Origin of the sequence: Bacillus sp. FSL M8-0077, from assembly GCF_038050255.1 — a bacterium.
Classification (GTDB): domain Bacteria; phylum Bacillota; class Bacilli; order Bacillales; family Bacillaceae; genus Bacillus; species Bacillus altitudinis.
Genome location: NZ_JBBPAF010000001.1, coordinates 831,621 through 847,515, shown reverse-complemented (window position 1 = coordinate 847,515; position 15,895 = coordinate 831,621). Strand labels below are relative to the sequence as shown.

General features: G+C 41.6%; 9 protein-coding genes. 2 read left to right on the top strand and 7 right to left on the bottom strand.

Going from position 1 to position 15,895, the window contains the following annotated elements; all coding sequences use genetic code 11:
- Positions 1-145 precede the first annotated feature (145 nt).
- Complete coding sequence (locus NST57_RS04160) at positions 146-4,426, top strand: multifunctional 2',3'-cyclic-nucleotide 2'-phosphodiesterase/3'-nucleotidase/5'-nucleotidase (protein WP_341298115.1); 4,281 nt, start codon at positions 146-148, stop codon at positions 4,424-4,426.
- A gap of 246 nt (positions 4,427-4,672) precedes the next feature.
- On the opposite strand, the gene NST57_RS04155 is transcribed toward NST57_RS04160, so the two are convergent.
- From NST57_RS04155 to NST57_RS04125, 7 genes are all read right to left on the bottom strand, one after another.
- Positions 4,673-5,107 carry a terpene synthase gene (locus NST57_RS04155; RefSeq protein WP_142154405.1) on the bottom strand — a complete coding sequence of 145 codons (435 nt, stop codon included), beginning with the start codon at positions 5,105-5,107 and terminating at the stop codon, positions 4,673-4,675.
- Between the two features lie 76 nt (positions 5,108-5,183).
- Positions 5,184-5,900, bottom strand: a complete 717-nt coding sequence (gene treR / locus NST57_RS04150; RefSeq protein ID WP_142154402.1) for a trehalose operon repressor — start codon at positions 5,898-5,900, stop codon at positions 5,184-5,186.
- A 19-nt stretch (positions 5,901-5,919) separates the two neighbouring features.
- Positions 5,920-7,620 (bottom strand): alpha,alpha-phosphotrehalase, encoded by a 1,701-nt coding sequence (gene treC, locus NST57_RS04145; RefSeq protein ID WP_341298114.1) that lies wholly within the window; start codon positions 7,618-7,620, stop codon positions 5,920-5,922.
- Between the two features lie 15 nt (positions 7,621-7,635).
- Complete coding sequence (gene treP / locus NST57_RS04140) at positions 7,636-9,069, bottom strand: PTS system trehalose-specific EIIBC component (RefSeq protein WP_341298113.1); 1,434 nt, start codon at positions 9,067-9,069, stop codon at positions 7,636-7,638.
- 163 nt (positions 9,070-9,232) lie between these two features.
- On the bottom strand, positions 9,233-9,619 hold the full coding sequence (locus NST57_RS04135) for a DnaJ family domain-containing protein (protein WP_142154395.1): 387 nt from the start codon (positions 9,617-9,619) through the stop codon (positions 9,233-9,235).
- 251 nt (positions 9,620-9,870) lie between these two features.
- A complete protein-coding gene (locus NST57_RS04130; protein WP_341298112.1) occupies positions 9,871-11,595 on the bottom strand; it encodes a methyl-accepting chemotaxis protein in 1,725 nt (574 codons plus the stop codon).
- Between the two features lie 31 nt (positions 11,596-11,626).
- Positions 11,627-13,285, bottom strand: a complete 1,659-nt coding sequence (locus NST57_RS04125; protein WP_341298111.1) for a pyridoxal phosphate-dependent decarboxylase family protein — start codon at positions 13,283-13,285, stop codon at positions 11,627-11,629.
- A 577-nt stretch (positions 13,286-13,862) separates the two neighbouring features.
- Between NST57_RS04125 and NST57_RS04120 the strand changes: the two genes are divergently transcribed.
- Positions 13,863-15,845, top strand: a complete 1,983-nt coding sequence (locus NST57_RS04120) for an LTA synthase family protein (RefSeq protein ID WP_341298110.1) — start codon at positions 13,863-13,865, stop codon at positions 15,843-15,845.
- Positions 15,846-15,895: the final 50 nt, after the last annotated feature.

Sequence of the window (15,895 nt, the reverse complement as noted above, 5' to 3'; positions counted from 1 at the left end):
TTAGACTCATTCACATTCCCTTAACAAGGTAATTCGTATGATTTATGTTATCTTTACAATAATCTGCAAAAAATAACTACAAAATTTAACGAAACATTTCTACAATAGGTATTGTGGTCAAAAAAATTAGAAAGGCGGAGATCAGGTGAAGAAGCAAGCACATAGGTCTAAACGAAGGAAAAACCTGTCTATTCTGCTCACTTCCATGATGTTGATTAGTCTCATTCTCCCAGCAGTACCTACTCATGCAGAAACAGAAAGCGGCAGCGCCGTAAAGGTCAGTATCTTAGCCACAACGGATGTTCATGCGAACATGATGAATTATGATTACTACAGTGACAAAGCAACAAATGAATTCGGTTTGGCAAAAACAGCCGAGCTGATTGACAAGCACCGTTCACAAAATCCCAATACACTCCTTGTTGATAACGGAGACCTGATTCAAGGAACCCCTCTTGGAGAATACGTTTATAAAAATGAAAAAGACAGCATCATCAATCAAACAAAGGTTCACCCCATTATTCATACACTCAACAAACTAAAATATGATGCAGGTACACTCGGCAACCATGAATTTAACTACGGTTTATCTTTTCTTGACGGTACCATTGCGGGCGCCAACTTCCCGATTGTCAATGCGAACGTCAAAAAGTTAAACGGAGAACACCGATTTACTCCTTATGTCATTCAGGATAAAACCTTTAAAGATGCAAACGGAGCCTCCCAAACTGTGAAAGTCGGTTACATAGGATTCGTACCACCACAAATTATGACGTGGGATAAGAAACATTTAGATGGACAAGTTCAAGTGCAGGATATTGTGGAGTCTGCCAATGAAACCATTCCAGAAATGAAAGCAAAAGGCGCAGATGTCATCGTCGCTCTTGCTCATACAGGAATTGAAAAAACAGCTTCACCTAAAGGATCAGAAAATATGATCTTTGACCTTGCCACGAAAACAAAAGGCATTGATGCGATTGTGTCTGGCCACCAGCATGGCACATTCCCAAGCGCTGAATATAGCGGCGTAGACAAATTTGATGTCGCAAAGGGAACCATTAATGGCATTCCTGTCGTCATGTCAAAAAACTGGGGAAGCTACCTCGGGGTCATTGATCTAACTCTAGAGCCAGACGGAAGCAGCTGGAAAGTCACAGACGGAACAGGCAAAATCGAATCCGTTGCCGGGGTGACATCTCAAAACAGTACAGTGAAAGATGCCATTCAAACAACTCACCAAAACACCCTAGATTATGTCAGAAAGCCAGTTGGAAAAACAGAAGCAGACATTAACAGCTTTTTCGCTCAAGTGATGGATGACCCTTCTATTCAAATCGTGACAGATGCCCAGAAATGGTATGCACAAGAAAAAATGAAAGATACTTCGTACAAAAACTTGCCGATTCTCTCTGCAGGTGCACCATTTAAAGCCGGCGGACGCAATGGTGTGAACTATTATACAAATATCGCAAAAGGTGATTTAGCGATTAAAAACATCGGTGATCTTTACCTTTACGATAACACCGTGCAGATTGTAAAACTAAAAGGCAGTGAAGTAAAAGACTGGCTTGAAATGTCTGCTGGTCAGTTTAACCAAATCAAACCAAATACTTCAAATGAACAGCCTATTTTAAACGAAGAATACCGCTCATATAATTTTGATGTAATCGATGGTGTGACGTACCAAGTAGATGTCACACAGCCTGCTAAATACAGCACAACGGGCACACTTGTTAACGCTAGTGCGAACCGCATCAAAAACTTGTCTTACAACGGAAAACCCGTTTCTGACAATCAAGAATTTTTAGTCGTGACAAACAACTACCGTGCATCTGGCGGCGGAGGCTTCCCGCACCTCACACAAGATAAAGTCGTGCTCGCCTCAGCAGATGAGAACCGCCAAGTGCTGATGGATTATATTATTGAACAAAAAACCATTAACCCAAGCGCAGATCAAAACTGGTCCATTGCACCAGTAAAAGGCGCTACAGTCACCTTTGAATCTTCTCTGCTTGCAAAACCGTTTGCAGAAAAATCAAGCAACGTCGACTTTATACGGAATGCCAGCACAGACGGACTTGGCGTGTACAAGCTAGCGTTTAAAGACGATGGTACAACAGAACCGCCTGCAACAGACAATTGGCATTTAACGGTGATGCATACAAACGATACACATGCCCACCTTGATGATGCAGCAAAACGCGCAACTAAGATTAAAGAAGTCCGTGCCCAAAGTGAAAACAATATTTTATTAGACGCTGGAGATGTCTTCTCTGGTGATCTCTATTTCACAAAATGGCAAGGACTTGCCGATCTGAAACTGATGAACTTAATGAAATACGATGCCATGACGTTTGGGAATCATGAATTTGACAAAGGTCCATCTGTCCTTCGTCAATTCCTGACAGGTGATGCATCCAGTGTAGATGCTAAAAACCGTCACCAGTTTGAAAAACCGAACTTCCCGATCGTGTCATCAAACGTAGATGTCTCTAAGGAAAAACAGTTAAGCGATTTAGTGAAAAAACCAGCAACATTTAAAGCTGGTGAGAAAAAAGAAGCTGGCATTTACCCTTACATTCTGCTTGATGTTAATAGTGAAAAGGTAGCTGTATTCGGTCTAACCACTGAAGACACAGCCATTACATCCAGCAGTGGTCCAAACATTCAATTTCAAGATGCATACAAAAAAGCAAAAGAAACAGTCAATACCATTCAAACTGAAGAAAAAATCAATAAAATTATTGCGCTCACACATATTGGCTATAACCGTGATCTAGAGCTGGCTCAAAAAGTAGATGGCATTGATCTCATCGTTGGCGGTCACACCCACACCCTTGTTGAAAAATTAAAGGTCGTCAATAAAAAAGAACCAACAATTGTTGCGCAAGTAAAAGACTACGGACAATTTTTAGGAAAAGTAGACGTAGCCTTTGACAAAAAAGGCGTCGTACAGCCAAAAGAATCTGCTTTTGACCTCATCACAATCGACGACTCTGTGAAAGAAGATGCGGACGCAAAAGCGATTCTTGATCAGTACAAGGCAGATATCCAAGATTTAAAAACCGAAAAAGTCGGGACGTCAGATGTCTTCTTAGATGGACAGCGTGAACACGTCCGTGCGAAGGAAACGAACCTTGGAAACTTTATTGCAGATGGCATGTTAAAGAAAGCACAAGAATCTGCTGGGGCTGACCTTGCCATTACAAACGGCGGTGGTATTCGAGGCAGCATTGAAAAAGGAGATATCACATTAGGGGATATTTTAACGGTGATGCCTTTTGGAAACACACTATATGTCGCAGATTTAAAAGGCAGTCAAATTAAAAAAGCGCTTGAACAAGGTCTTTCAGGCATTGAAGAAGGCGGAGGCGCATTCCCTCATGTAGCCGGTATTGAATATACGTTTACGCTCAGTAAACCTGCTGGCAGTAGACTGATTGATGTCAAATTGAAAGATCAAAATGGCAATCTGACTGACATTGATGATCAGAAAACATACCGCGTGGCGACTAACGCATTTGTCGGCACAGGCGGTGATGGCTACAGCGTCTTTACAGAAGCGTCTCATGGTGAAGACTTAGGCTATGTTGACTATGAAATTTTCAAAGAGCAAATTGAACAGGCAGACGGTCATATTTCTCCAGTCATCGACCATCGAGTGAAAGAAGTATTCCTTCCTCGCTTGAAAGGAAAAGGCGCCTATGACATTCAAGATAATGAGAAGTTCCAAACATATATCCAGCATACGAATAAAGCATTGCTCTATTTAGACAAAGCAACCGAAGCGAAAAAGGTTCAATTGTCTCTATCAAAAGGGCAAGTAGCTGAACTAAAGAAACGAGAGCAAGATCCAAACGTCACCATCTATCATGACAAAGTCGGTCTAGCATTACCGCTCTCCAATTTGTCAGAGCAACATGCAGATATATCGATGGCGAAAACAAGCAAGGTGAAAAACGCATTAACCGACACATACGATTTCCAAATCAAACAAGATCAGAAAAATGTGTCTACCTTTAAAGATCCCGTCACACTGTTCTTTACATTAGACGCGCCTGAAAAAGCGAAAAAACCAGGTGTCTATTATGTCGATCGTGAGAAAAACCGCTATGCCAAAACAAGTAACGGTTCATACGAAAACGGGATTGTCTCAGGTAAAACGGAGCACTTTAGTGAATACACCGTACTCAATCAAAGTGAAGCTGCTGGAACAGCTCCAGACCAAAATGGTGGAGACGGTGGAACTTCTGCTCCAGGCGGTTCGGATCCAAGTCAGGATGGAAGCGGCTTACCAGGCGGCACACTGCCGAATACTGCAACGATGATGTATACAGCGGTATTAATTGGCTTGCTCATGCTCGCCTCAGGCGGTATCCTTTATTACTACCAGCGCAAGCGCACACGAGACAAAGTATCTTCTTAATAGAAAAAGGACAGAGCTTCGGTTCTGTCCTTTCAGGTTGTTAACAAAGGGCTAAAATGAACTTGATTTTAGCCCTTTGTCTTCTTTTCAGCGTGATAGAAAACCTTTGCAGTCTAGGAAAGTCGAGCACCGGAGCGAAGCGAATTTGACATTCGTGGCACCGGAGCACAGATTTGACAACGAATGCGAGGGTTTGTTTACACGCTGAGGACAGAGCCTCGGCTCTCTCCTTTTTGCATCTCACTATCAATCTTGGGATAAATAAATCCAATGACGGTCATCAAATTCTTTCACATCATCTGACCCTATATGACGCAGCATTCTATTAAAGAACGTGATGTCATCTTCATCATCAACGGCATATAAATCCTCTTGAACATATTCTCTCGTAATAAAATTCGTTAAGTTCGTGTTATTCACAAATTCAGCAAAGTACGATTGCACAAGGGTTAAATCTTCTTCATTTAATGTTTCATCACTAATAATTGAAATATGAAACACATTCAAAATCGCTTGAATGTCCTCTTCATCCATATAACATAACGGCTCTAATTTTCTATCTTCTTCGGTAAACGGTTTTCGGGTGTCTTCAATGATGACATAACATAAAATCCTGTGATCTTTCATCACGCTAAAAATTTCTAAATCTCGTAATTTTAGTGGTCTATTCAGTCTAATCATTTGTCCTCCTAGAATGTTGCTCTAATTGTTCCCCCTATTTCCCTACAACCTGAAATAGACAGAGCCTCGGCCCTGTCTACTTCTCTCTTCTAGCAAAATCCACGAACCTGAAACGATCTAACCGGTGGCGGCTTTCTGTGTATTGGAATAGACTCGTATCCTCCAAGAACACGTAATTCTTCACCACCACCACATGATCAAACCCGTTCAAATCGAGATACCTCTCATCTTCTTCTGTACAGGGCTCGACCACAAATTCCTTTTGAGCGTAGCTAATCGAGACCCCAAGTTCTCCTTCAATATACTCGTAGATCGACCCTTCACAAATGTCCTTAGACAAGACCTGCACATGCTTTTGCAAAAAGTAATCTTTGTCTAAAATGACTTCTTCTCCGCTAATATTGCGAGAGCGAATGACTTTCCAGACGTCCTCCAGCCCACTGATTTTCAGCTGAGACTGAATGTATTGATCTGGCTTGATTAAACCGAACTCACGAACCGTTGTCACCGTTTTTCGCCCAAGCGTTTGGGAAAGCTCTTTAAAGCTGACAAGACCCGAAACCGGGAACTGCATTTTCTCCCGATTCAGCAATACTGAGCCTTTCCCGCGGATTTTTTGGATATAGCCATTTTGCACAAGGATGTTTAATGCCTTTCTCACCGTCTCACGGGATGTGTCATACATGACAGACAGCTCGTGTTCTGATGGGAGGATGCCTTTATCCTGCCATTCACCTTGTTCAATTCGTCTTGCGAGCTGATCATAAATCACTCGAAACTTATTCTCTTTCATTTTCCTTCCGCCCCATTTACTAGCGTTTGGTTAAATGATAAACGATTGACTCATATGGGCGCAACGTAAATCCCTTGATATCTGCCGGCACATCCTCATAATTGGACAGCAGAGCTTGCCCTTCCATTTCATCAACATCCTTTGCAAGCTCATCTGGAAGTGTAAAGTTCGTCTCGCCTGCATAAAAATGGTTGATCACGAGAATCTTCTCATCTTTGCCTTCTCGCACATACGCAAACACCTTTGGATCATCTGTCAGCAATAAAGTAAAGCTCCCATAGGTGATCACATCAAGTTCTTTGCGAAGTCTACAAAGGGCTTGATAATGGTAAAAAACCGACGTCTCGTCTTTTAATGCTGCTTCTACTGAAATATCGTTTTGAGCTGGTTCAATCCAAGGTGTACCTTTTGAGAACCCCACATTTTTTTCCGAAGTCCATTGCATAGGTGTCCTTGCGTTATCTCTTGATTTGACCTGTAAAATTGCCAAAGCTTCTTCCTTTGTTTTCCCTTTTTCAAGCATCGCTTCGTACATATTCAGTGATTCGATATCGCGGTATGACGAAATGTCCTCAAAGCGAGGATTCTTCATCCCAATTTCTTCACCTTGATAAATATACGGAGTGCCTTGCATCAAATGGATGGTGGTCGCCAGCATCTTCGCTGATTGCTGATGGTACGTGCCATCATCACCGTATCTAGACACAATGCGCGGCTGATCATGGTTGCACCAGAAGAGTGCGTTCCAGCCTCCGCCCTCATGCATTTTCATCTGCCATTCTGACAAAATTGATTTCAACTCTAGAAAATCAAATGGGGCAATGGCCCACTTTTCACCGTTAGGATAGTCAACTTTTAAATGATGAAAATTAAACGTCATATCCAGCTCCTGCCGATCAGGTCTTGTATACCGGATGCAGTCTGCAATATTCGTTGAAGACATTTCCCCCACGGTCATGCTATCGTATTTTGAAAACACTTCCTGGTTCATTTCATGCAAGAATTCATGAATTCTCGGCCCATCTGTATAGTACATACGTCCATCACCTTGCACTGATTGCCCGGCATCATCTAAAAAGCGTTGATCCTTTGAAATATTATTGATGACATCCAGTCTGAATCCATCGATCCCTTTTTCAAACCAAAAGTGCATGATGTCATATACTTTCTTGCGCACTTCATCATGTTCCCAATTAAGGTCAGCCTGAGTGACATCGTATAAATGGAGATAATAGTCACCTGTCGCTTCATCTAATTCCCACGCTGGCCCGCCAAACTTTGACTGCCAATCATTCGGAGGAGAGCCGTCCGCTTTCGGCTCCTTCCAAATATAATAGTCTCGATACGGGTTTTCCTTCGACTCTCGGGAGGCTTGAAACCACTCATGGAAAATCGACGTATGGTTCACGGCTAGATCCATGATGACACGAATTCCTCGTTCATGCGCTTCCTTCAGCATGTGTTCAAAATCGGCTATTGTGCCGTACATGTCATGAATTTTTGTATAATCACTAATATCATAACCGTTGTCATGCTGCGGGGACTCATACATAGGGGTCAGCCAAATACAATCCGCCCCTAGCTCTTTGATATAGTCGAGCTTTGTCGTCACGCCATTAATATCACCTGTACCAGAGCCTGTTGTGTCTAAAAAGCTCTTCGGATAGATTTGATAGACAACGGCTTTTTTCCACCACGGTTCGTTTGTTTGTTGATTCAAATTCCTTCACCACCACTAGTTAAGTTCTTGTGATACATCCTTCTTTTTAAGTTTTGCATATAAAAGGGTACCAATGAATGGGACGATCAGCACAATCACCATTCCGATGGCAAATGCTCCCCAGTATTTCGGAATGATCGAGAAGATTCCGGGAATGCCTCCAACGCCGACTGAACTTGCCAGTACCCCTTGTGAGGCAATAAACATACCCGCTATCCCAGAACTGATCAGGGCAAAAATAAACGGGAATCTATAGCGCAAGTTCACCCCAAACATCGCCGGTTCAGTAATGCCCAAGTAAGCAGAAATACTTGATGTCAGCGAGAGCCCTTTTTGCTTTTCATCTTTTAAGACAAACATCATCGCAAGTGCTGCGGACCCTTGAGCAATATTAGACAGTGCGAGCATTGGCCATAAAAACGTGCCGTGCAGTTTTGAGTTAATCAGCTGAATATCGACCGCTAGGAACGTATGATGCATACCTGTAATAACTAACGCTGCATACAACCCGCCATATAAAAGGCCGCCAAGTGCTGCGAATTGCTGGAATACGGTGACGAGTCCAGATGTTAATACGTTTCCGATCGCAAATGTAACAGGACCAATGACGATAAATGATAAAAATCCAATGAGTAGTAACGTAATTGGTGCAACAACTAACAGCTGAATACTTTCAGGTGTCCGCTTTGTAATAAATAATTCAAGCTTTGCGAGTAAATAGGAGGCGACAAGTATCGGAAGAACCTGCCCTTGGTAACCTACCTTTTGTACTTCAAGTCCAAACAAATTCCAAACAGGAATGTCACCTGTCTTTTCCGCCGCTCCATACCCCCACGCATTCAACAGATCTGGATGTACAAGCATCAGTCCAAGGACCATCCCTAAAAGCGGATTTCCTCCAAACCGCTTGACAGCTGACCAGCCGATTAATGCTGGCAAAAAGGTAAAGGCAGTACCTGCAATCAAGTTGATCATATTCGCTAAATCCGCCCATGCCGGATACACATCCACAATGGATTTTTGATCAAAGAAAATATCAGGAGCTGTTAAAATATTATTAATCCCCATTAATAAACCGGCTGTCACGATAGCTGGAAGGATTGGAATGAAGATATCTGCAAGCGTTTTCACCGCACGCTGCAATGGATTTAATTTCTGATCAGAGGCACGCTTGACTTCCTCTTTTGTCGCTTCGCCGATTCCCGTCTGTTTGACCATTTCGGCATAAACCCGATTAACCACTCCTTGACCAATGACCACTTGGTATTGGCCATTCGCTGAGAAAGATCCCTTCACTTCATCAATTTGTTCTAGTGCTTTCTCATCCACCTTACCTTCATCTTTTAGCACAAAACGAAGTCTTGTCACACAATGTGTGGCTTGATCAATGTTTTCTTTGCCGCCAATGGCTTTCACAATCTGATCTGCCGCTGTCTGATAATCAGCCATACTATCCCCTCCGAGACCGTTTTTTTATAAGAAAAAAGAATCAAAACTTGTATATACATGTTCACCTCATATTTTATATTTGTATATACATGTAGTCAACAATAAATTGTAGCGCTTTCATAAAAAAAAGCTCCCTCAATGTGCTCAGAGAGGCAGCGTGTCATCATCTTTTTTTACGCTCCGTTAGTTTTTCGTAGACCCTATTCTTATAAAAGGAGGAGGCTGGACGAGCAAACGTTTGGCGTTTGGATGTGAGTTCATCGAGGCGTTTTTGTTTTTCCTCACATACGAGAGAGAGTTTTTTTCTTTCTTCTCCATCTATACTCGTTTTCAGTAGCTCTTTGACCGTCATCAATTCTTTTTTCAAAGCTGTTTCTTCCCCGGCAAAGCCAGCATTTTTCATGATTCGATAGCCCATCCTCAGCTCTTCAGGTACATGAGCGGCATCATCCTTTGGCAGAGGTTTCCCAAAGCCTGATAGTCCTTCAAAAGCTCCATTGTCCATCGCCTTTTTGATCCGTTCTTCTGACAATCTCTGCGCAAAATCCATGACACGTCTCCTCTCAGGTCGTCTGATATTTGGTTAAGCATAGCAAAAAAGCTGACTCTCTCACAAGAGCCAGCTCTGCGTATAGACAAACCATCGCATTCGTTGTCAGGCATGCGCTCCGGTACTCATCCTTCCTAGACTGCAAAGGTTTTCAGTTCACGCTGAAAAGAAACAAAGGGCCAAAATGAAATTCATTTTAGCCCTTTGCCCACATTCTGAAACTGGCTCTCTTCCAAGAGCCAGCTTTCTCGTTATTTTTTGTCGATTTTAAAAGTAGATACCATTTGTGCCAAGTCTTCTGACATGTCAGAGAGCTGTTCAATCGCACTTGAAATTTGCTGCATGCCAGCACTTTGCTGTTCTGTTGCTGCCGCTACTTCTTGAGAGCTTGCCGCATGTTCTTCTGACACGACCGAAATTTGTTCAATCGATGTAGAAATTGTTTGATATGCTCGTTCTACCTGCTGAATAGATTGAAGCAAATTGTTCGTTCTGCTTGCAAATTGAGACACTCCCTCATAAATACCAGAGAAGTTCTGCGAGGTGCCTTTCATTTGCTCACGGCCTTCTTCCACTGCTTTACTGCTTTCCTCCACGCTTTCAAGGACACGCTGACTATTTTCCTGTGTACCAATGACTAAGTCTGAAACCGTTTTAGCTGCATCAGCTGACTGTTCAGCTAACTTACGGACTTCATCAGCCACAACAGCAAATCCTTTTCCTTCTTCTCCTACACGTGCTGCTTCAATAGAAGCATTTAGTGCAAGCAAATTCGTTTGCGCCGAAATGTCCGTAATAATGGAGATGACACTTTCAATTTCTGTTGAATGTGATTGCAATTCTTCTGCCGCCTGCTTTGAACTTGTCATCATGTCGTGTAACATGTTGAGATGTTCAAGCACATGCTGCACTAATTTTTGACCAGATTCTGACTGCTCTTGTACTTCTGATGAAACAGATTTCATTTCATCCACTTCTTTTGTCACGCCTTCGATTTGAGTATCGATTTCCGCAACAGATGTTGTGCAGTCTGTAATGTTTGCGACTGAATCATTGATTCCTTCACTCATATTCGTCATCGCTTCTGACACTTGTTGTGCACTTTGACTAGATTCCGTTGTCACTGTGCGAAGCTGTGAAGACATTTTCGACACTTCACTTGATGAGTTTGAGATCTTTCCAATAAGCTCTTTGATCCGCCCCTGCATTTTCTGGAAGGAAGCCGCTAATTGACCGATCTCATCTTTACTTTGAACTTCTACCATGCCAGTTAAATCACCATCTGCAATTCGATCCGCTGATTCCATTAATGAACGTGCTGGTTTTGCAATTTTTCTTCCCATGATGAATGAGAAGAGTAGGCCGAAGATGAGCACAATGGCAGATGCTACTGTGATATAAATTGTCAGCTTTTTCGTTGTTTCTGGAACGACAGACGCATCTAAGTCGATTCCTAAAATCCCGGTGAGCTCACCGCCTGAATCTTTAATTGGTAAAAAGACGGATTTATGAGTCCCATACGAATCAACGTAAATATCACTTTTGACCACTTTATCTTCAGAAAGGGCTTGTTTCATCTCATCTGAGAAGACATAATCTTGATCAAAATCATTGTCTTCCCCTGTTAGTACGATGATTCTTTCTTTACCGCCCTTATTTGATAACACGTATAAGTTCTCAAGCGTATGATCTTCTTTAAGCTCTGTGAATTTCTTTTTGATCTCCACATAAACGGGATCATCTTTCCCGCTTATGCTAAGGACATTTCCATCAATATGATCGATTTCTCTTTTAGCCGTATCAATATCTGTTGTTAATCGATAATCAAATTGCTTTAATAATTGGGAAGATAAATCCTGGCTGACTAAATAAAATGTTAGAACGAATAATGCAACGGTTGCGAGTAATGTTACGACAACGACTGACATGATTTTGGAGGATATCGTAAGCCCTCCAAATTTCCTTTGTTTCGCCATTTTTTTCTACATCTCCACTCTCAATTTTAATTTAAGCCTCTACACTTTCAAATTGTCCACAAACAGATGCAATCACATCTTTTAAATAAGATACGATATGAGGGATATGCTCCGGTAACGTATAAGGTGAAATCACAAAAAATTTACTCACACTCAGATAGAATTCTTGACCTTCTTTGGCATTGACTTGTAAAAACTTCGTCGTATCGCCAAAGAACATTTCGTCTCTTTTCTCTCCAAGCTTTTCAAAGAGTATTTTGTTCAAATCATTGTTGCGCTCAATTTCCATAGCAGTTGCTTCTCCAGACATTTCTTCCTTAAAACGAGGAGAGCCGTCTAGGTAAATTCTAAACAATGTAGCCATTCCGACATTGTCATCATTGACGACTTCTGCTTGCGGAATTTCCTGACGGAGCGCTTCTCTAAACGCAAGATTCACCTCTAAAAATTGACCGAGCAAGCGCTGGTATCCTTCAATTCCAAACGTTAGCAGCACACTTAGCATGCTGATTGAGCTTCCCATTCTTGAGCATTCAAGCGTATAACCCGTATGGTATTCCCCGTATCCTCTATGTCCAACGTATGGTGTTTCTTGTTCTTCTAGGTCCAAGCGCTTTAAATCAGCAGCGTTTTTCACTAAGAATAAACTAGATGTGTAAGGTGTTTGTCCGAGTTTTTGAAAATCAAAACACATCGTATCGGCAAGAGAAAGATGCTGAAACTTTGCTTTGATTTCTTTTAACATACGAAGAACACCGTCTGAGAATTGCAGCGGGTTTTCAGCTACATCATACTCATTAAAGAAAGCAAAGAATCCACCCAGCGCCGAATCTGCATGAATATGCGGCACCTTAAGACCATACTTCTCAGCAATGGCTTCTGCCGTTTCACGCACCCCTTTTACATCATCAATTGCAATGGCATCTGTTGTTCCGGTTGTTGCCACAATATAAACGGGAATTCCGCCATTTTGTGCAACACGTTCCATTTGACAACGCAAATCTTCCATATCCATCGAATGATCTTTATTCGTCTTAATTCTGATTAAGTTGTCTGTACCAAGCCCGGTTGCTTCCATTGACTTAAATAAGCTGTAATGTGCAGCATCAGAACAAAACGCATAAAGGTTTTGCGGGACACCTTTTCGTAATGACTCCGGTGCAGCTTTCGCAATCGCTAAACGAAGCCCCGAGAAAATAGCCCCTTGACCTCCCCATGTTGTGTAACCCCCGCTCACAATTGGATCATATCCGATGAGCTTAGACATCATTGAGACCACTCTGACCTCAGCTTCCGCGCCTGCTGGCCCATACACATCCCAAAGGTTGTTTCCGTTAACCAGCATAGCCGTCAGCATGCCTAAAATTCCTGGTGTACTTGCCATTGGCAAAATGTTCGTGAAGAAATACTTCGTGTGGTATGGATGATTATGTAAAAGCTTCAGTAATTCTTCATTCACAAGTTCCGCTTGTTGTCCGTTCATCGGAATTTGACTTGTTTCAGTGAGCTTTTTGTAAAAGTCCTCCTCGCGATTCTTTTCACCTTTTAGGTGAGCACGGTTCGGATCCTTCAGGTCATCGACCCCTGAAATGATCTGTTCCATTAATTTAACGAGTTCTTTCCGCTCTTCTGCATTTCCGTCCTCACTCGGAAACCAGTTCTGAACGAGGTTCTGTGCTCGTACAGTCATATACTATCAATCCTTTCAATGGAAGATTTCCTGTCACTGTCTATATCGACCCCGTTTCAAAAGTTTATAGTGTCAAAATGTTCACTTAAGTATATTTGGATAATTTGTTCATCCATCAAAAAGAATAAAACCCTTACAATACACATCGAAACCATTATATTTGCGAAACAACAAAATATATCAATATACTTTTAAGAAGGGATTATTATCCAGACAATTCAACGGTTTATTCACTCATTTTTTTTACTTAACCTGCATAAACATTAATAAACACTGGAAATCCGACTAAAAGCACCATTGTAGAAATCAAATTAATTCTTTAGACTCGTGTCTTTTTACCTGTTTTATTGATATAGCAACAGGAAAAATACAGAATTTTCTGTTAATATTAGGATAAATTTCACAAAACATTTCCGACAATCGAATATTTTAAATACCTTTCCTTTTCTAGATCGGACAGGCTGCATTAGGCGCTCACCAGTTATGACTTTTCTATTTGCGCATTTCATGGTATATTCTAATGGTTCGTTTTCTTTCGTTCCGCCTCTTCCGTTTATCGGAGAAAAGGAGTGTTTAAATGAAAACATTTATTCAAAAAAGGGGCCTCGGCTTCTTTGTGATTGCAGCCATCTTGTTATGGCTCAAGACGTATACAGCTTATTTAATCGAATTTAAACTTGGTATATCAAATGTGCTTCAGCATATTTTGCTTTTTGTGAATCCTATTAGCTCCAGCTTGTTCTTTCTTGGCTTTGCTTTATTGTTCAAGAAAAAATGGCAGCCTGCCGCTATCATTGTGATTCACTTTTTCATGTCTTTTTTACTTTACGCAAACATCGTGTACTATCGATTCTTCAATGACTTTATCACGCTGCCTACAGTGATGCAGGCAGGAACGAATGGCGGACAATTAGGTGATAGTGCATTTTCACTCATGCGTTGGACTGATATGTTTTACTTTCTCGATACCATCATCTTGATCGTACTCGCAGTCCGCATGAAAAGACAGCAGCAAACAAGTACAGCGACTGTACCTGTTCAAAAAACAAAATCGTTTAGACTCGTTCTTGTGTCCTCTGTTCTGATCTTTGTTGTCAACTTAATCGCAGCAGAAATTGATCGCCCAGAGCTTTTATCAAGATCGTTCGACCGCAATTATTTAGTCAAATACTTGGGTGCTTATAATTTTACGGTGTTTGATGCCATTCAAAATGTGAAATCAAACAGCCAGCGTGCCCTGGCAAATTCAAGTGACGTAACAGATGTAGAGAATTATCTAAAGGCGAACAGCGCTGATCCAAACCCGGCTTATTACGGGAAAGCGAAAGGCATGAACGTCATTACGATTTCTCTTGAATCACTGCAAAACTTTGTCATTGATTACAAGGTGAATGGAAAAGAGGTCACTCCTTTCCTCAATTCATTAGCCCATGACAACAAAACGTTTTATTTTGATAACTTCTTCCATCAAACAGGACAAGGAAAGACATCTGATGCGGAATTTATGATGGATACGGGGCTTTTCCCATTATCACAAGGCTCTGTGTTTATTAACAAAGCTCAAAACACATATCAGGCGCTTCCTGGCATTTTGAAAAAGGACCAATACACGTCCGCTGAATTCCACGGGAATACGAAAACGTTCTGGAACCGGAATGAAATGTTTAAGTCCTTTGGATATGACAGATTTTACGATTCTGAGTACTACGATATGAATGAACAAGATACGAAGAACTATGGATTGAAAGACAAACCGTTCTTCAAAGAATCTATGCCAATGCTTGAAAATCTGAAACAGCCGTTTTATTCGAAATTCATTACACTGTCAAACCACTTCCCATTTGGTATGGATGAAGGTGATACTGATTTTGAACCTGGCGACTTCGGAGACTCCGTCGTTGATAACTACTTCCAATCTGCTCATTATTTAGATGAAGCCATTGAACAGTTCTTTAATGACTTGAAGAAATCCGGTCTCTATGACAATACTGTCGTCATTATGTACGGTGACCACTACGGCATTTCAGAAAACCATAATGAAGCGATGGAAAAAGTGACTGGCGAAAAAATTGGAGACTATGAAAATGCCCAGCTTATGCGTGTGCCGCTCTTTATCCATGTGCCAGGCGTAAAAGGCGGACAGATTCATAAATACTCTGGTGAAGTCGATGTTGCGCCTACCCTTCTCCACCTGCTCGGAGATGATACGAAGAACTATTTAATGTCTGGTTCTGATATCTTATCGAAGAACTTTAAAGAGCTTGTGCCATTTATAAATGGAGACTTCGTGTCTAAGGACTACACGAAAGTAGGCAACAACTATTACAGCAACAAAACAGGTGAAAAAATCGAGCCGACTGAAAAGGCATCACAAGAAAACGAAACGGTGAAAAAGATGCTTGAGACATCTGATAAGATTGTCACGGAAGATTTACTCCGTTTCTACAAACCTAAAGGCTTTACACCGATAGAGCGCAATGAATATGACTACACAAAGAAAGTACAGGATGAAAAAGATTCTTCTTCCGCCAAAGATGAATCCAGCTCGTCTTCCAAATAACTTTCTCATTTAAATCCCCAGCCGATCCAAGATCAGCTGGGGATTTTGAC